The organism is Candidatus Endoriftia persephonae (genome assembly GCF_023733635.1).
GTDB classification, from domain to species: Bacteria; Pseudomonadota; Gammaproteobacteria; order Chromatiales; family Chromatiaceae; genus Endoriftia; species Endoriftia persephonae.
Genome location: NZ_CP090569.1, coordinates 1,900,928 through 1,919,112, shown reverse-complemented (window position 1 = coordinate 1,919,112; position 18,185 = coordinate 1,900,928). Strand labels below are relative to the sequence as shown.

Sequence of the window (18,185 nt, the reverse complement as noted above, 5' to 3'; positions counted from 1 at the left end):
GGCACTGAAAATAAGAGGATAGCGGCAACCTATGGCAGAGATCATCCCCCCGCTGAACCGGCAACTCCTCGGTCGTATGACCTCCGGGGAAAAGCGCGTGGCACGGCGCCTACAGAATCTGCTGGAAGATGATTATCTGGTTTGGTACGACATTCCCGTTGGCAAGAAGCGTCGCTATCCCGATTTCATCATCTTACATCCTTCGCGGGGGTTGTTGTTTCTGGAGGTGAAGGACTGGAAGCCCGCGACCCTGAAGAAGATCAGCAAATCTGATGTGACTTTGCTGACAAACGCTGGTTTGGTTACCAAGCCACATCCTTTGGAACAGGCCCGGCAGTACACTTATAACGTGGTAGCGATGCTGTCGCACGACTCTCAACTCTGTCAGTCATCAGATGCCTATAAGGGCAATCTGATCATGCCTTATGGCTGGGGTGTTGTGTTCACCAATATCACCCGAAGGCAGATCGAGAAGGCAATCCCCGATGATATGCGCGAGGGGCTGTTGCCGGATCATCTGATGATCTACAAGGACGAGATCACCGAAAGCGCCGATGCCGAAAAATTCCAGGAACAGTTATGGGGAATGTTCCACTATCAGTTTGGCGGCACCCTAATCCTGCCGCAGATTGACCGCATCCGCTGGCACCTATTTCCTGAGATCCGTATTGATGACTGTGGCCAGGCTGACCTATTTACCGAAGGGGACGAGGAGTCGCAACCACTGGAACAGACCCTGCCCGATATCGTGAAGATCATGGATATCCAGCAGGAGCAGTTGGCGCGCAGCTTGGGCGAGGGGCACCGGGTGATCCACGGGGTGGCGGGTTCAGGCAAGACCTTAATCCTGGGTTATCGCTGTTTGCACTTGGCGCAGGTGATGAGCAAGCCGATCCTGGTACTTTGCTTCAACATTACCCTCGCAGCCAAATTGAGAGCCTTTATCTCTGCCAAGGGGATTGGCGGGCAGGTGCAGGTCTACCACTTCCATGATTGGTGTGGCCAGCAACTCAAGAGCTACCATGTGGAGCTGCTGGAGTCGGACAGGCCCTTCTGGGAGCGCGAGGTGGAGAGCGTGATCGACGCGGTCGACAAAGGATATATCCCCAGGGGGCAGTACGGTGCCCTGTTGATCGATGAAGGCCACGATTTTGAGGAGGAGTGGCTGAAGCTCGTGGTACAGATGGTCGACCCCGAAAGGAACTCCCTGTTGCTGCTCTACGACGATGCCCAGTCGATCTACAAAAAGGGCTCCGGCCTCGGTTTCAGTCTTTCCAGCGTGGGCATCCAGGCAAAAGGACGCACCACAATTTTACGCCTCAACTACCGCAATACTCGTGAGATTCTCCGCTTTGCTTACGCTTTCGCCAGCCACTACCTCGATCCGAAAAGTGCAGACGATGACCACATCCCCCTGATCGAGCCCGAGGCGGCAGGCAATAGTGGACCGGAGCCGGTGGTGCGCCGGTTCGACAGCCTGCCGGATGAGATCCACTACACGCTCAAGTGTCTGAAAAAATGGCATCAGCAGGGTGTACCCTGGCGCGATATGGCAGTGCTGTATGCTGCGGGGAACCAGGGACATGGGGTGGCGGCACAATTGCGGGTGGCCGACATCCCCCACGTCTGGCTGGGCAGCAAACAGTATAAGAGCACCTACGATCCGGGCGACGACCGGGTTACGGTACTGACCATTCATAGCAGTAAGGGGCTGGAGTTTCCCCGCGTCATCATGTTGGGGATCGGCCAGTTGGGTGACGAACAGGTGGGGCAACCACAGAACGCCCGCCTGCTCTATGTGGGTATGACACGGGCACAAGAGTGTCTGCTAGTGACGACCTCTGCGGATAGTCTCTTTAGCCGCAGGTTACTGGATGTGTCGGCGGCTTAGCATCTGGACGAGATACGCCATCTCGATACCCCCTGCGGTCGTTGCTGCCTTCCAAGTCGGATCGACTGCTACCACGGGTGGTTTCTTCAGCGGCCTTTTTAGCCAGGAACAGGGTCGATTCTTAATAGTCGAAGGCAGCAACAAACCCCGCATGATCCGATTCGGGAAATTTCCTGTCGCTACTGGCTGGCAGGCTCTCGTCATGCAGGTTTTCGTTGTGGATCTCGGTGCCCTGGAAGTGGGGCAGCAGGGACTGGGAGATCAGCATGTGGTCGAGCAGGTTGCCCTGGCCGTGATGGTAGTGGCTGAATCGTACCGAGTCGGGGATCGAGCGGCTGCAGGGTATCAGCACCCGTGAACGCAGCTCGGGGTTGTTGGTGTTCTCCACCCGCCCGGCGATCGCCTCCACTGGCACCTCGCCTGGCTCTGCGTTGAAATCGCCGCAGACCAGGATGTTGGCCGCCGGCTCCTGATCGAACAGCTTGTCGAGCAAGATTCTGGTCTCCAGGGCTTGTCCGACCCGCTTGATCGAGGAGAGGAAGTAGCCCTCGGCCCAGGCGGCTGCGCTCTTCCAGCCGTAGTAGCCTTCTGTCTGATTCGTGATTTTAGTTGCCAGGCGGGATTTCAGATGCAGATTGATCAGGTGCAGCTGGCCCAGTTCGGGCACCTCGATCTGTGCATGTAGGATCGGCCGTTCCCATCGTAGATCCCTGGCCTCTGGTTCGGGGGGTAGGGCAGTGACCTTGCGGTACTGCAGTTTGTCGATGTGGTCGTTGCGATATTGCTGGACCTGGGTGATCGGGAAACGCGACAGGATCACCAGGTTGCGCTTGTTATATGGAGCATCGTTGCTGGTTCGGGTGAAGGCCCGCTCGTAGCCGGCGTAGTCGGTCCCCTCGAGCACTCGGTCGAGGGCGGAGAGGTTGCGTTTTGGATCATGCGCAGTGTGCCCTGGCAGCTCCTGTCCGTGTACCTCCTGCAGGCAGAGGATGTCGGCCTGCAGACGTTTCAGGCTACTCCTCAGGACCGGGATGCGCGCTTCCAGTTGCGGGTTGTGCTGATCCGGGTTGCCATCGAGGTTCTCGATGTTAAAGGTGGCAATTCTGATCATCTTGGTTCCTTCCAAAGTTGGTGGGTGTAGCGCAGCGGTAGGAGCCTACTTTGTGGGTCTGTTTTTCAATCGATCGAGCAACGCTGGCGGCCCTGCAGTGTGGTGCACAGCGGCATCGGGGGTGAGCATAACCGTTAGCGGTGAGTCTGTAACCTGCCACTGCCCCTTGAGGTGATTGTCTGGCGTGCTGCCGGTGAAACCGACGAAGCTGTAGCGGCCGTAGTGGGGCAGCTTGCGGGCTAGACCGGCCAGTGCCTTGCTATTGTCGCTGGCAACCCAGCCGATCGTGCCGCCTTGCGGAGTGGCGCAGGCCAGCGCAAGGCTGCTGCCGGCGCGGGGCAGGCGCTCTGACTGCAGCCGGATTGTGTTATCGCTGAGCTGCGCCTGTCCCGCTGGCAGCAGCGCCTTGAGCTGTGGCAGGAAGCGGTTGTGCCAGCCCAGCAGCCAGACAGGGCGATCCTTAGGCAGAGTGGTGAGTTGCTCGTCAGCAATGATCTCGATGTCGGGATAGCCCGCTGCCCACTGCTGTGCGAGCTGCCGGTAGGCAGATTTGAGCGACTGCGGGGCGTTGGCAGGAAGCACGATCAGAGCCTCCTCACTGCCGAACAGTTTGCTCAGGGTCTGTGGTGCCTCACCGGGTAGGATCTGGCGAAACAGGTCATACCAGGGATCCAGGTCGACCTGCACCGGTGGTTGCCTGAGCTTGAGCTCAAATGCTTGCTCACGCTGTTTCATCAGCAGCCGGGTGCGGCGTGAGCCGCCGTCGGCAAAATGGGTCAGGATAGGTGCCTCTAGGATGAAGAGCGGCTCTGGCTGGGTCTGGACAACCTTCCCCTGGAGAAGGTAGCTACCGTTCTTCTGAGAGCTGAGCTGTAGATCGCGCAGCTCAAGCCGCGGGGCACCGGTACGGCCGGTCCACTGCTCGAAAAACTCCCCCAGATCCCGCTTGCTGACACTCTCGAAGGCCTGTTTTAGCTCTTGGTATCCGGCCTGTTTAAAGCGGTTGTCGGTATAGAAGCGGCGCAGCCCTTCGATGAAGGAGTGGTCACCCAGGCTGCGTCGCAGCATGTGAAACAGCATCAGGCTCTTGTCGTAGCCGACCGCTTGGCTCGCCCCAGAGTGGCGGGAGCGGAACTGGCTGAGCGGGAAGTCGTTGCCGGAACGCACAAAGTCGGCATAGCGCAGCAGCCCCGCGCGGCGGTATTCGGCCCCTTTGCCGTGCAGCTCCTTGAGGGCGTGGTCGGCCAGATAGCTGGTTAGTCCCTCGCTCCAGTTGCCGCCGGCATACTCCACATAGACGCCGTTGCCCCACCAGTTGTGTAGGATCTCGTGGGGGTAGGAGGTGTGGATGATGAACGGCAGGCGGATTACCCGCGGCCCAAGCAGGGTGAACGACGGCATGCCGTAGCCGCTCTCCCAGAAGTTCTCCACCAGGGCGAACTTGCGGTAGGGGTAGGGGCCGAGTAGCTCACTGTAGAGCGCCAGATAGCGATGTGTCGCCTCGAGATAGCGCTGTGCTAGCGCCGCGTTGGGCTGGCGCAGATAGACTTGGGCCTCAACACCCTGCGACTGCTCTCGGTAGAGCTGAAAAGGGGCGGCGATCAGGTAGATGTCGTCTTGCGGTTGGCTGGCCTGCCAGCGGATCTGCCTCTCTGCGTTGGTCTCAGGCCCGTTGCCCTGGCTCACCGCCAGCCAGCCGTCGGGCAGCTCCACCTGGAGGGAAAAGCTCTGCAGTTGATCGCCAAACAGTGGATACCAGGCGACCCCGTTGTCGAGGAAGACTCCGTCCTCGGAGATGGTGCCGCGCATCTGCTGGCGGGAACGCCCTGGGCTCTCCTGCAGCTGGCTGAAGTCGTGCACGATCTTCCCCGAATATTTGAGGGTGAAACGGCGCTGTTTCTCCGGCAGGCTGACCCGGTAGTGGGTCAGCGGCAGCTCGCCCTCTTGGCTGCTGAGCTGGGAGAGTGTCGCGCCGGGGGTTAGAATCTCCACCTGCAACGCCCCATGCAGGATGAATTCGGCGGCGACGCCTGCGGGCAGGGTGATCTGGTCTCTGACTTGCAAGCTGCCGCTTGCCGGATCGAGTTGGATCTCTATCTGATGGTCGATGATAGCGGCCTCAACCCAGCTGGCCGAGAACAGCAGGATAAGCAGGGAACAGAGATGTTTTTTCAAGGTCGGAGAGCCCATGTGGTGAGTCAGGCTTGGAAGATTACCGCGAAACTAAAGGGTTGCAACAGTCGAAGGACAAATGATGTTTATGAAGATGGTGAGAGTGCTGGTGTTCGGTTTGATAGTGATGAGCACTGCTTTGCAGGCACAGGAGAGCAGTGAGAGCGATCAGACAACCAGCGCCGGTGTGCTCGATCTGGCCGCTCTGGATGACATGACGGGGTTGCTGGAGAAGCTGCGGGATCGGCGCGTGGTGTTGGTCGGCGAGACCCACGACCGCTACGATCACCATCTGGCACAGCTGGAGGTGATCAAGGGGATGTATGCGCAGAACCCCGATATGGCGATCGGCCTGGAGTTTTTCCAGCAGCCGTTCCAGGCGGTGCTGGATCGTTTCATCGCTGGCGAGATTGACGAGCAGGGCCTGGTGCGGGAGAGCGAATATTTTGAACGCTGGCGCTACGACTACCGCCTCTACCGACCAATCTTCCAGTTCGCGCGGGAGAAGGGCATCCCGCTGATCGCGCTCAATCTGGAGGCTGAGCTGACCGGCAAGGTCTCCAAAGGCGGCATAGAGAGCCTGGGCGAGGTGGATCGTAGCCGGATTCCACAGCAGATCGACCGCAGCGACGATGCTTACAAGGCTCGCCTGAATGAGATATTCCAGCATCACGCCCATCCCGAAAAGCGCAACTTCGACCACTTCTATGAGGTGCAGCTGTTGTGGGATGAGGGCATGGCCGAGTGCGCAGCTCGCTGGCTCAACGCGCATCCTGGCAGCCGCATGGTGGTGCTGGCGGGGGCCGGGCATATCATCTACGGCTCAGGCATCCCGAATCGTCTGAAGCGACGCATCGACGGCGATTTGGCGCTGGTGCTGCCGCTGGGTGAGGCGGGCGTCGATCCCACAATGGGCGACTACATGCTGGTGACCCGCAAGCAGACCCTGCCGCGCAGTGGTCTGCTGGGTGTCTATCTTGATACCGAGGAGTCACCGGTCAGGATCAGCGGCTTCTCTGATGGCAGCGGCGCAGAGGCGGCGGGTGTGCAAGAGGACGACCGGCTGCTCAGTGTCGCCGGACAGCCGGTGGCGAGCTATGCCGACATTCGCTTTGTGCTGATGGAGCACAGCCCGGGAGAGCGGGTGCAGGTCGAGATTCAGCGGGACAATTTTTTTACCGGCACGATGACCCACTCATTGGAAGTGGAGTTGCATTGAGCCAGGGAGCCTGCCGATCTGGCGCTGTGCTATGCTGCGCCGCTTTATCGGCACGACCCTTTTATCCATGAAGCGACCTGAACTACTCTCCCCGGCGGGGACCATCAAGAACCAGCGCTACGCCTTCGCCTACGGCGCCGATGCGGTTTACGCTGGCCTGCCGCGCTACAGCCTGCGGGTGCGCAACAACGACTTCCGCCCGGAGAATCTGCAGATCGGCATCGACGAGGCTCACGCGTTGGGCAAGCAGTTCTTTCTCGCCGCCAATATCATGCCTCACGGCGCCAAGCTGAAGACCTTCATCGACGACATGGAACCGGTGGTGGCGATGGGGCCAGATGCGCTGATCATGTCCGACCCCGGCTTGATCCTGCTGGTGCGCGAGCGCTGGCCAGAGATGCCGATCCACCTCTCGGTGCAGGCCAACACCATGAATGCAGCGGCGGTGCGCTTCTGGCAGCAGCAGGGGCTGAGCCGGGTGATCCTCTCCCGGGAGCTGTCGCTGGAGGATGTGGCGGAGATCCGCCAGGCGTGCCCCGAGATGGAAATCGAGGTCTTCGTGCATGGCGCGCTCTGCATCGCCTACTCTGGGCGCTGTCTGCTTTCCGGCTACTTCAACCACCGCGATGCCAACCAGGGCACCTGCACCAACGCCTGTCGCTGGGAGTATGGGGTGGGCCAGCCGGTGGCCGCGCCGAGCCTCTCCGATACTAGCCAGCCGCGTCACCCGTCGGCGGATGGCATCTACTATCTGGAGGAGCCGGGCCGCCCCGGCGAGCTGATGCCGGTGTTCGAGGATGAACACGGCACCTACATCATGAACTCCAGGGATCTGCGCGCGGTGGAGCACGTGCAGCGGCTGGTGGAGATCGGTATCGACTGCCTGAAGATCGAGGGGCGCACCAAGTCCCACTACTACACCGCCCGCACTACCCAAGTCTACCGTCAGGCGATCGATGACGCCGTCGCTGGCCGCCCATTCCGCCCTGAGCTGATGGCCGATCTGGAGAGTCTCGCCAACCGTGGCTACACTGACGGCTTCTACCAGCGCCATGAGAGCCAGGAGCTGCAGAACTACCGCTTCGGCAGCTCCCAGACAACGCGCCAGCAGTTTGTCGCCGAGGTGATCGGAGGGGCGACTGATGGTTGGGTCGAGCTCGACATCAAAAATAAACTGCGACTGGGGGATGAGGTGGAGTTGCTCACCCCGCAGGGTAACCAGCGGTTTCGACTCGAGGAGATGACCGACCTGGATGGTGGGCCGATGCAGGAAGCGCCGGGGGGGGGGTACAAGGTGCGGGTACAGCTGCCGCTGGAGGCGGGGCAGGGGGCCGAGCTGGGCCTGCTCTGCCGGTTTCTCGATCAGGAGAGCCGTGCATGAAGATTGGCCTGAGAGTCGAGGTGGCGACCCTGCAGGGCGCGCTGGAGGGTGTGCCACGCCTGCTTAAGTTATTCGATGAGTATCAGCTGCGAGCCAGTTTCTTTTTCTCACTAGGCGCCGACCGTGCGAGTGTTGGAGGGGGTCGGTGGTTCAACCCGCAACAATGGGGGTATCGGCGACGTACCGCCCCGCTCGACCTGCCCAAGGTCGGTTTGGCCCGGCTGTTTACGTCCCCGCCGGTGATTGCCAACAGGGCAGCGGATCTGATCCGTTCTGTCTCTGCGGCGGGGCATGAGGTGGGTATCGCCTGTGATGACCGCTTGGCGTGGCTGGCGGATGCCGCCGATGCGGATGCTGGCTGGACCCGGCAGCAGATGGATCGTGCCGCCAAGGTGTTGCGAGACATCACGGGTGAGGCGGCACAGATCAGCGCCGCGCCGGGCTGGCAGCTCAATCCCCATCTGCTGGCGTGGCAAGCCGGGCAGGGCTTGCGCTTTGCCAGTGACACGCGGGGCCGCTCGGCCTTCCTGCCGGTGCTGCAGGGGGTGGAGAGCGGGGTTGTGCAGCTGCCCACCACCCTGCCGACCGCCGATGAGTTGATCGGCCAGCCCGGCATCAGTCTGGATAATCTGCACGAGTTCATCTTCTCCGAGAGTCGTCACCTGCTGCCCAATGGGCACATCTATTCGTTGCGGGCCGAGTGCGAGGGGCTGAGCCAGCTGTCGCTGATGGAGAAGCTGCTGGTGATGTGGAAAGGCTCTAGTGATGAACCCCTGACGCTGGGGGAGCTCTATGATGCCCTCGATCGGGAAAAGCTGCCGCGCCATCAGGTCGGCTGGGGTGAGGTGACGGGGCGGCCCGGCTATCTGGCGATGCAGAGTCTGCCGCTGGAGTGATCTCGAAATGGGCCTGTAGGAGCGCCGCTAGCGGCGCGATGCTGGGGGTGCCAGCGGATGCTTGCTTCGCACTGCAAGCAGTGCTCCTACGCTTTGATCAGGTGGCGGACCTGTTCCCACAAGTCAGGGAAGCGCTGCCGGATCGCCTCGGCTCGGGCCAGCTCCATGTCGGCATAGTCGAAGCCGGGGGAGACCGCCTCGCTGATCAGGGCGAACTCGCCATCGATCAACTCCGATGCTTTCCAGCAACCACCTTCGACGATTAGCTGCGGTGTTTGACCAGCGCTGACCTCTGTACCCATAATTCGCTGCTCAAGCCGGCCATCCGGCTGGATGAGAGTGTAGCGCAGAGGTGCACCGGCGTGGAAGTAGTGGAGGATGTTGGAGCGATTGCGGTGCAGATGCCCGACAGGGGCGTCGTCGGTGAGCAGGTAGTAGATTGAAGTGAGACGGTGGCGCGGGCCGTTGGGGGTCTGGATCTCACCGGCTGACTGGTAGCTGCGGCGGAAGTAACCACCCTCCAGATGAGGCTCCAGACCGAGGGCGTCGATGATCTCCTGTTTTTTCACGCTGGTCCTGGCTCTGGGGGTCCGGCGAGTCAGATTTTCTCGTCCTCTTCTGGACGACTGAACTGCTCCTCCATCTTCTCTTCGATTAGCTCGCGCAGGCGCTGTTCCAGATTTGTGTCGAGCTCTTCGTGGAGGATGCGTCGCGCCTCTTCCAGCGCCATGTCGATCGACTCGTCGATGGCATTCTGCACAATCGGGCGCAACTCCCGGATCAGCTGTGATGTGACTCCCTCGCGAATGATAGCGACCAGGGTGGGGTTGCCGGGCAGCCCCAGCGGCCCCGCCTCTTCGGCGGTGGTAGCTTTCTGCTCCAGCCGGGGCGGCTCGGTGGGGAGTGTCTCCGGCTCCACCACATCGCTCAGCAGGGGAATATCCTGGTTCTGGTCGTTCATAAGTCGATATTATGGGTGTTCATGGGGTAGCCCCGATTGCGGTAGAAGCGAAATCGCTCCCGGCCACTGCGTTTTACTTCGGGTTCGCGGTCGATCAGCTCGGCAACCCGTGAAAAGCGGCTGAAGAAGTTGGGCACCTCGGGTGCCAGGTTAATCAGCACATCCTGCTCTTCGCCGGCATCGCCGCTGCTGCCGATGATTACCGGCGTGGTGGTGGCATCGGCGCTGCCGAGCAGGCCGTGGGGGATGAAGCTGCCTTGGCGGAAGGTCCAAAGCAGGCGTTCCATGTGGCGTGCCTCGTCGGCTGAAACGGTGTGGATAAAAACCCGGCGCCCCTGATGGTAGATCTTCTCGGTTAGCCGGCAGGCGAGGCTGTAGCGGTTGATGCGCGCCTTGTCGTCGAGGATGTAGAAGTCAACCTGGGTCATGGGCGTGGCCGGATTGGGCAATGCTGCTGTTGTCAGTCACTCAGTTTACACCGGTTGAGCAGAAACTGGCTCAACAGGGGGACCGGGCGACCGGTGGCGCCTTTTTTGGCGCCGCTCAGCCAGGCAGTTCCGGCGATGTCGAGGTGGGCCCACTTGAGTTTTTTGGTGAAGCGCGAGAGAAAGCAGGCGGCGGTGATGGTGCCCGCCTCTTTTCCGCCGATATTGGCCATGTCGGCAAAGTTGCTGTCGAGCTGTGGCTGGTAGTCGTCCCACAGTGGCAGCCGCCAAGCGCGGTCACCGCTATGGGTGCCGGCGGCCAGCACCTCGTCGGCCAGGGCATCGTTGTTGGCCAGCAGTCCTGAGGTGTGTTTGCCCAGGGCAACGATGCAGGCGCCGGTGAGGGTGGCGATGTCGATAATTACCGCCGGCTTGAAGCGTTCGCAGTAAGTGAGGGCGTCGCACAGGATCAGTCTTCCCTCAGCGTCGGTATTGAGCACCTCGATGGTCTGGCCCGACATGCTGGTGACGATGTCGCCGGGTTTGTTGGCGTCGCCGTCGGGCAGGTTCTCGGAGGCCGGCACCACGCCGATTACGTTCAGCGGCAGCTCCATCTCAGCACAGGCTTGCAGGGTGCCGATGACGCTGGCGCCGCCGCACATGTCGTACTTCATCTCATCCATCGCGGCGGCAGGCTTGAGGGAGATGCCGCCGGCGTCGAAGGTGAGCCCTTTGCCGACCAGCACCACCGGCTTGCTGCCGCTCTTGCCGCCCTTATATTCGATGATGATCAGCTTGGCTGGCTGGCGGCTGCCGCGGCTGACCGAGAGCAGCGCCCCCATGCCGAGCGCTTCCATGCGTCTCTCTTCGAGGATCTGCACCTTCAGCTTGGTATTGCCGCGCCCCAGTTTTTGGGCCTGCGCGGCGAGGTGGCTGGGGGTGCAGATGTTGCCGGGGAGGTTCGCCAGATCTTTGGCAAGGGTCATGCCGTTGGCGATGGCTTGGCCGTGGGCCAGGGCCCGCTGGGCTTTTTTGGTGTAGCGCCGGTCGTTGAGGAAGAGGGTGAGGCGTTTCAGCGGGCGGGGGTTCTTTTTGGCGTCGCTTTTGAGTTGGTCGAAGTGGTAGAGGGCCTCCTCTGCAGCGATCACCCCATCGCGCACCGCCTGGTAGAGCGAGGCGTCGTTGAGTGTCAGGTCGCTCAGGCAGCAGATGGCGTTGCTGGCCTGTCCCTTGTCGAGGGTTTTGACCACACCGCTGATCGTCTTGCGGTAGGCCTTCAGGTCGAACTCCCGAGCCTTGCCGAGTCCCACCAACAGCAGACGCTCCGCTTGGATACCGGGTACATCGAACAGCATCAGTTGCTGGCCGGCGTCGCCATCCATCTCGCCCCGTTTCAGCAGCTGGCTGAGATAGCCTTTGCTGGCTTTGTCGATCAGCTTCGCCGGTGGGGTGAGTTGGCGCCGTGAGTGCACCCCGATCACCAGGCAGGCGGTACGCTGTTTGGTGGGGTCTCCCGATTTAATGCTGTATTCCATTCGGATCAGGCCTCTATTTGTTCGTCTTCTGCTCATATCCTGCGGAGGAATCCGGTAGGATAGGCGGCTTGGGGAGCCTCTGGTCTACCCCCTTGAGCATATTGCCCGCGGGGCCAATCCCGGAAAGCCAATATGACGCGTAGTCTACCGAATCATTACCGTTTTACCATCGCCCTGTGATTTCCCGAATCGACCGCTATCTGCTGCTGGAGGTGTTCAAGGCGCTGTTTGCGATCCTGCTGGTGCTGCTGTTGATTATGCTCAGCCAGAGTTTTGTCGCCTTTCTCAAGCAGGTGGCAGTGGGCGAGTTTAATCAGGATGTGGTGTTTAAGCTGCTCGGTCTGCAGATGGTGCGTTTTCAGGCACGGCTGATTCCACCGGCCTTTTTCTTTGCTGTGCTCTATGCGGTGGGACGCATGCATCGGGATAGCGAGATGATCGCGCTGCAGGCCTGCGGTGTGGGTGGCTGGCGGGTGTTTCGACCGATCCTGATGGCGGCGGTGCCGATGGCGCTGCTGGTGGCTTGGTTGTCGATGGTGGTGGAACCTTGGGGGACTCGTCTGAAGGCGGAGATTATTGCGGCCCAAAAAGGACAGACGAGCGCCCTGGCGGGGGTCTCTCCGGGGCGTTTCAATGAGTACAGTCGTGGCAACCTGGTGTTCTATGTGGAGTCATTTTCTGCAGATGGTCGCCGCATGCACAAGATCTTTGCGCAGCACCGCCATAACGGCAATCTTGATGTGATCAGCGCGGCTGAAGGCTATCAACGGGTGGATCCAGAGAGCGGTTTCCGCTATCTGGTGCTGGAGAAGGGCTTTCGCTACCAGGGAGAGCCTGGGCAGGCCGATTACACCGTGAGTGAATTTGCCTCTTATGCTCTGCGTATCGGTGAGGCACCGCCGGCGGTGGGCGTCCGCTCCCGCAGTAGTCTGCCAACGCTGATGTTGCTGGCAGCAGATGAGATTCGTTTTCGTGCCGAATTCCAAAAGCGACTGGCGCCGGTGCTGGCGGTGTTGGTATTTACTCTACTGAGTCTGCCGCTGAGCCGTTCTCTGCCCAGGCAAGGTCCGTCCGGACGGATCCTGCTGGCATTTCTGATCTATGCGCTCTACCTGAGCCTGCAGGGAGCCTCACAAAACTGGATGGTGGATGGCAAGATCCCTAGCTGGCTCGGCATGTGGTGGGTGCACGTCTGCACCGCGCTGCTGGCGCTGGCACTGATGCTGCCGGAGCAGGTTTGGTATCGACGTTGGCGGCGGCGTCTCAGGGGACGTAAGACAGGATGAATCTGCTCGATCGCTACATCGGCCGTGCGGTCGCTTTCGGTATGCTGCTGACACTCAGCCTGGTGTTGGTGCTGATCGCCTTCTTCTCCTTGGTCAATGAGCTCGAGGAGGTGGGCAAGGGAGCCTATACCACCGCCATGGCGTTCAGCTATGTGGGGCTGATCCTGCCGCGTTTTGCCTATGAGGTATTTCCGGTTGCCACCCTGCTTGGCAGTCTGATCGGGTTGGGGTCACTGGCCAGCAGTTCTGAACTGGTCGCGATGCGGGCGGCTGGGGTATCAGTGTCGCGTATCGTCGGCTCGGTGCTGAAGACCGGTCTGGTGTTGCTGGTGGTGGTGGTGGCGGTGGGCGAGATGCTGGCACCGTTGAGCGAGCAACGAGCCCAGCGCATGAAGATGGAAGCGTTGTCGAGCCAGGTCGCGCTGCAGACGCGCTATGGTTTCTGGTCCCGGGATGGGGATACTTATATCAATATCCGCGCTTTTCTGCCCGATTCGAGTCTCGCTGATGTCTATATTTATGAGTACGACCCGGACCACTCGATGCGGCGCATCACCCATGCCAGACGGGCGGTGCTGATCGATGGAGAGTGGGAGTTGCAGGATCTGGCGCAGAGTGACTTCTGGGAGCAGAAGATCTTCAGCCAGAAGCTGGCGGGGCTGCGCTGGCCCGGCCTGTTGGAGCCGGAGTTGTTGGATGTGGTGACGGTGCAACCCCATATGCTGCCGGCCTGGGATCTCTGGGCCTATGTGGCGTTTCTCAAGCAGAACGGCCTGAGTGCGGCCCAGTATGAGGTGGCGTTCTGGAGCAAGCTGGTGGTGCCGCTAGTGACGCTGGTGATGCTGTTTCTCAGCATCCCGTTCGTGTTTGGCCCGCTGCGCAGTGTCGGGATTGGTCAGCGGGTTTTTACTGGTGCGGTGGTCGGTACGCTGTTCTTCATGTTCAACCGAGTCTTCACTTACCTTGGCGTAGTCTACGAGTTCAATGCCCTGTTTACCGCGGCCTTCCCCACGCTGTTGTTCCTGTTGGTGGCGCTGTTGTTTTTCCGCCGCGTCACCTGAGTCTGGCGTACTGGCTGTTTCTCTCTCCCTTCGTGCGAGTTGGTGCCCGGATAAAGAAAGTGCATCCCTAACCGATATAGGTTAGCAGGGCTGGAATGCATGTAAGGTCACCATCAGTTGATGCAACAACGACTAAATTCACTCTACAGATTGTTTCTCCTGATCCTGCTGGTTGCTGTGGTCAGCAGGCCGCATGCCGCGCCGGTAGATGATGTCATCTATATGGCGGAGGTGAACTATGCGGAGTGGGCGTTTGTCAGCAGCCAGATCAGTTGTGAACTGAAACATGAGATCCCTGGGTTTGGAGTTGCACGCTTTCTACAGATTGCCGGTGAGAAGTTCCATTTTTTGATCGACAGCTATCAGCCGGTTCCGAGAAAGGGGAGTGCAGAGATGTGGGAGATCTCCCCCAGCTGGGAGCCGGGCACGCCTGATCCTCTGGTGCAGACACTGCAGATTGAGCCTGGGTTGAGACCGGTGCTACTACAGCGACAGCCAGCTTCCTGGTTGCTTGCATCCCTTGCAAAAGGGCAGATTGGCAGCATTGGTTTCACCGATTGGGATGATAAACGCAAGCAGGTGCAGCTACGGCTCTCACCGGTCAATTTTCAACGTCCCTATCTGGAGTTTCGCAAGTGCTTGAAGGCGTTGCCGGAGAAGGGGTTTGCTGACTATCGCTATAGCGAGGTTCGGTTTGCGCTTAACTTGCACGATCTGGATGCGTCCGCCAAGGCACTACTCAAGGAGCTGGCCGATTACCTTAATCGGGATGAGCGGGTGAAATCGGTGCGCATTGAAGGCCATGCCGATGATCAGGGGCGCAGAAAATATAATCTGAAGCTCTCTGAGCGTCGTGCCATGGCGGTCAAAGCCTATCTGGTCGAACAGGGGGTGGAGCAAGCAAGACTGGCAACCTTCCACTACGGGGAGTCCCGTCCTAAGGTCCGTAGCCGCAGCCAAAAGGCCCGCGCGAAAAACCGCCGGGTGGCGATTCTCCTGAGCAAATAGGGGCGCGGCAGGATAACCTTGCCGGACGGTTTGCATCTGCCGTGTGCTCAAGCACAATGCTCCCTTTTCTGGGAGGTTGACATGGGGAGTCGGTTATTTTGGCTGTTTCCTGCGCAGTCGCGTTATCTGCCGGGACATCGCTGGATCAATATCACGCTGCGTACCCTGCATCTGGTTGGCATTGCCGGTATCGGCGGTGGCTTTTTCTATGCTGCCGAGGGGGATCTATGGAAATCCTTTCTCTGGCTGACCCTGGTCAGCGGCCTGTTGCTCAGTCTGCTCTTCATCTATGCCAACGGCATCTGGCTGCTGCAGTTGCGTGGTCATGTGATCATGCTGAAGCTGTTGTTGCTCTATGGGGCGACGCTCTGGCCTGAGTGGGCACCCTGGCTGGTGGTCCTGGTTGTGATTCTGTCAGGTTGGATCTCCCATGCGACTGGCGATGTTCGCTACTATTCCCTGTTCCATCGCAGACGCCTGGAACGGCTGGACCCTGACGAGTGAGGTTCGCCGACCTTTGCCTGTGTAACCCGGCCCCCTCAGGATTACTGGATGCGGAAGAATCCGATCCGCTGCTGCATATCCAGGGCCTTCTGCTTCATGGCGGCAGAGGCGCTGGATGTCTGTTCCGCTAGCGAGGCGTTCTGTTGGGTCATGGCGTCCATGTTGGTGACAGCATGGTTAATCTGATCGATTCCCGATGCCTGTTGCTGGCTGGCGGTGGCGATCTCCGCAATGATGTCGCCAACCTTTTTTACCCCGCCAAGGATGTCTTCCAGCGTGGAGCCTGAGCGGTTTACCAGTTCAGAACCACTCTGTACTTTTTCGACTGAATCCTGGATCAGCGTCTTGATCTCCTTTGCCGCGGTAGCAGAGCGGGAGGCAAGGTTGCGCACCTCCATAGCGACAACGGCAAATCCTCGGCCCTGTTCTCCAGCGCGGGCTGCCTCCACCGAGGCGTTGAGTGCCAGCAGGTTAGTCTGAAAGGCGATCTCGTCGATCACGCCGATAATCTCTGCAATGCGGTTGGAGGCGGTGTTGATCTCCTGCATCGCCTGAATCGCCTCGCTGACAACCTTTCCTCCCTCTTCAGCGTGTTGCCGGGCGCTGGCAGCCAGCTGGTTGGCCTGTTGTGCATTGTTGGCGTTGTTGCGCACGGTGCTGGTGAGCTCCTCCATGCTGGAGGCGGTCTCTTCCAGGGAGGAGGCCTGCTGTTCGGTGCGGCTCGAAAGTGCCGAGTTGTCACGGGTGATATCAGCCGACTGCGCGGCGATCATGTCGGTGGAGGTGTGGAGTTCCCTGATCACCTGTTGCAGATTGTCCAGGGTCTGGTTTACGTCCTCTTTGACGGTGCCGAATGTGCCCTGGTATTCGCCGTTGATCGAGTGGGTGAGATCGCCCTTGGCCATCTTGCTCATTGCGCGCTCGATGTCGCTGAAAACGTTGGAGAGCTGCTCCATCAGTTTGTTGAAACCGGTGCCGAGTTGCAGCAGGAAACCGCTTTTGCCGGTCAGGTCGATGCGCTGCTGCAGATCGCCGCGACCGGCGGCCTCCACCAGGGCGTCGATCTGCTCTTCGACCAGGATCTGATCGGTTCGGTCCACCCACTGGGTGACCCGGCCGCGATATTCGCCCTGATCATCGTAGACTGGCGAGGCGATCAGGTGCAGCTTGTGGCCGGTGATTTCGGTGTCGTACTGCTGTTGAGTGTCGAGGCGGGATTGATAGGCCTTCACCAGGGCGGAGTCGGTAAACAGACTGCTGAGTGAGCTGCCGATCATCTGTCGATGGTCAAATTCAGGCACTTGCTCTCGCAGCTGAGGCGCCATGGTTTCAAATAGACTGATTGCGGCTTGATTGATGTAGATCAGCTTGTTCTGGTCATTGGAGACGGTGACCGGGCTGGAGACGTGGTCCAGCGCGTAGCGGATGCGCAGATTCTCCGCGGCGATCTGCTGCTCTTGTTCGATCCGCTTGCGCAGATCGGCCTGCATGGTATTGAGGGATTTGAGCAGAGCACCGGTCTCATCCTGCCGGCTGGTATCGATGCGGTTATCGAGATTGCCTTTGGCGATGCCGTTGGCGATCCCGACAGCGCGCATTAGTGGGCGGGTGATGTTGTTGGCAAGCAACCAGGCAAGTAGCGCTACCAAGATTACTACCAGCAGGCCGAGCAGCAGAAAGCTAAGTCGGCTCTCTTCGTAGATCGTGGTGGTCTCCTGCTGGGCCGTGTCGATAGCCTGGCGCTGGTGGGTGATCAGCTGCTCGATCGAGCTGTTGATGTGGTTCAGCAGGGGGGTCAGTTTGGAACGTATCAGGTAGGCATCGGAACGCCAGCGGTCACTGCCGTGGAGTTCCACCAGTTGCTCCAGGTTTTCCAGGAACATTGGCAGACTAGCGCTGAAGTTTGCGTAGGCTTCCTCCTGCTCAAAATTGAGCAGATCTCCTGACTCAGCGAGGGCCTCGGTCTGTTGGAGCACCCTTTCGGTATAGATCTTCAGGTTATCGAGGGCGGACGAGGTGCGGAACGCAAGATAGAGGCGCAGTTCGTTATTCAGGTTGGCCCAGCTGAATCTGAGGGCATTGATTTCGGCCAGGAATGCCTTGCGCTCTTCGCTGGCATCCTCCGACTCTTCGGCAAGGATCATCTGGCCGAGTTGCTGGATCATTTCACGAAATATGGGGTTGATGTGTTCGCTGGCGTAGGCGATGGCCGGGATGTTTTCGTTATCACTCTGGGCCAGGGTGAGCATTCTTTCGCGAAACCCTTTGAATTTGACGATATCCGATGTGATCGCAGCGACCAGCTGGATGCTGGCTGGGTCGTTCTGGATGGCCGGAAGCTTTCGCAGTGCCTGCAATAACTCAGTGACCTTGGTTAGCCCCTCCTGATAGGCGGCCTTGTGTTGGGGCTCTTTGCTCAGCAGGTAGAAGCCTAGAGCTGAGCTGGTGCGCTGCAGGCTGGTGGCGATCTCCATCGAGCGTAGCACGGCGGGCTGGGCATGGTTGACTACCTGGTTGACCTGATCGTGCACGCCCGAAAGGCTGCTGATCGCACTGCTTCCCTGGATTACCAGAACGATAAGGACAAGGCCAAAGGCACTGAAGAGTTTGTGTCGAATGGAGAGGTTGTTGATCACCATTAACATGGTTTTCCCCGCAGTGTTATCACCGCCAGACTCCATGCGGTTTGAGTATATAAGAATGACGCTCTTGCCGTGTATCGACTCCCCTTGATG

The 18,185-nt window shown here is 59.7% G+C and carries 15 protein-coding genes; 8 read left to right on the top strand and 7 right to left on the bottom strand.

Features of this window, described 5'->3' with window-relative positions; genetic code table 11:
* Positions 1-31: 31 nt before the first annotated feature.
* A complete protein-coding gene (locus L0Y14_RS08575) occupies positions 32-1,891 on the top strand; it encodes a 3'-5' exonuclease (protein WP_005959948.1) in 1,860 nt (619 codons plus the stop codon).
* 121 nt (positions 1,892-2,012) lie between these two features.
* Here L0Y14_RS08575 and L0Y14_RS08570 read toward each other — a convergent pair whose 3' ends face one another.
* On the bottom strand, positions 2,013-3,002 hold the full coding sequence (locus tag L0Y14_RS08570) for an endonuclease/exonuclease/phosphatase family protein (protein ID WP_006473831.1): 990 nt from the start codon (positions 3,000-3,002) through the stop codon (positions 2,013-2,015).
* A 45-nt stretch (positions 3,003-3,047) separates the two neighbouring features.
* The gene (locus L0Y14_RS08565; RefSeq protein ID WP_240991569.1) at positions 3,048-5,177 is read right to left on the bottom strand and encodes a M1 family metallopeptidase; all 2,130 of its coding nucleotides are present in this window, start codon (positions 5,175-5,177) and stop codon (positions 3,048-3,050) included.
* Positions 5,178-5,262: 85 nt separating this feature from the next.
* Here L0Y14_RS08565 and L0Y14_RS08560 point away from each other — a divergent pair, with 85 nt between their 5' ends.
* The 3 genes from L0Y14_RS08560 (at position 5,263) to L0Y14_RS08550 (ending at position 8,670) form a co-directional block, all read left to right on the top strand.
* A complete protein-coding gene (locus L0Y14_RS08560) occupies positions 5,263-6,393 on the top strand; it encodes a ChaN family lipoprotein (RefSeq protein WP_240991570.1) in 1,131 nt (376 codons plus the stop codon).
* 67 nt (positions 6,394-6,460) lie between these two features.
* Positions 6,461-7,774 (top strand): prephenate-dependent tRNA uridine(34) hydroxylase TrhP, encoded by a 1,314-nt coding sequence (gene trhP, locus L0Y14_RS08555; protein WP_039959720.1) that lies wholly within the window; start codon positions 6,461-6,463, stop codon positions 7,772-7,774.
* Positions 7,771-8,670, top strand: a complete 900-nt coding sequence (locus L0Y14_RS08550; RefSeq protein ID WP_040818682.1) for a polysaccharide deacetylase family protein — start codon at positions 7,771-7,773, stop codon at positions 8,668-8,670. Before trhP ends, L0Y14_RS08550 begins: the two co-directional genes overlap by 4 nt.
* A gap of 86 nt (positions 8,671-8,756) precedes the next feature.
* Here L0Y14_RS08550 and L0Y14_RS08545 read toward each other — a convergent pair whose 3' ends face one another.
* Genes L0Y14_RS08545 through L0Y14_RS08530 form a run of 4 tightly spaced genes read right to left on the bottom strand, consistent with a single transcriptional unit; the run spans position 8,757 to position 11,591 of the window.
* Positions 8,757-9,239, bottom strand: coding sequence for a cupin domain-containing protein (locus tag L0Y14_RS08545; protein WP_005959939.1), 483 nt, complete (start codon positions 9,237-9,239; stop codon positions 8,757-8,759).
* A 29-nt stretch (positions 9,240-9,268) separates the two neighbouring features.
* Entirely contained in the window at positions 9,269-9,631 is a 363-nt protein-coding gene (locus tag L0Y14_RS08540; RefSeq protein ID WP_006473836.1) for a hypothetical protein, read from the bottom strand.
* Complete coding sequence (locus L0Y14_RS08535) at positions 9,628-10,059, bottom strand: DNA polymerase III subunit chi (RefSeq protein WP_006473837.1); 432 nt, start codon at positions 10,057-10,059, stop codon at positions 9,628-9,630. Before L0Y14_RS08535 ends, L0Y14_RS08540 begins: the two co-directional genes overlap by 4 nt.
* 32 nt (positions 10,060-10,091) lie before the next feature.
* On the bottom strand, positions 10,092-11,591 hold the full coding sequence (locus L0Y14_RS08530) for a leucyl aminopeptidase (protein WP_006473838.1): 1,500 nt from the start codon (positions 11,589-11,591) through the stop codon (positions 10,092-10,094).
* A 176-nt stretch (positions 11,592-11,767) separates the two neighbouring features.
* On the opposite strand from L0Y14_RS08530, the gene lptF reads away from it, so the two are divergent.
* From lptF to L0Y14_RS08510, 4 genes are all read left to right on the top strand, one after another.
* A complete protein-coding gene (lptF, locus tag L0Y14_RS08525) occupies positions 11,768-12,877 on the top strand; it encodes an LPS export ABC transporter permease LptF (protein WP_006473839.1) in 1,110 nt (369 codons plus the stop codon).
* Positions 12,874-13,938, top strand: a complete 1,065-nt coding sequence (gene lptG, locus L0Y14_RS08520) for an LPS export ABC transporter permease LptG (protein WP_006473840.1) — start codon at positions 12,874-12,876, stop codon at positions 13,936-13,938. Before lptF ends, lptG begins: the two co-directional genes overlap by 4 nt.
* A gap of 120 nt (positions 13,939-14,058) precedes the next feature.
* Entirely contained in the window at positions 14,059-14,946 is an 888-nt protein-coding gene (locus L0Y14_RS08515; RefSeq protein WP_006473841.1) for a MotY family protein, read from the top strand.
* An 81-nt stretch (positions 14,947-15,027) separates the two neighbouring features.
* Complete coding sequence (locus L0Y14_RS08510; protein WP_006473842.1) at positions 15,028-15,450, top strand: hypothetical protein; 423 nt, start codon at positions 15,028-15,030, stop codon at positions 15,448-15,450.
* A gap of 41 nt (positions 15,451-15,491) precedes the next feature.
* On the opposite strand, the gene L0Y14_RS08505 is transcribed toward L0Y14_RS08510, so the two are convergent.
* Positions 15,492-18,095 (bottom strand): methyl-accepting chemotaxis protein, encoded by a 2,604-nt coding sequence (locus L0Y14_RS08505; RefSeq protein WP_240991571.1) that lies wholly within the window; start codon positions 18,093-18,095, stop codon positions 15,492-15,494.
* Between the last annotated feature and the right edge of the window lie 90 nt (positions 18,096-18,185).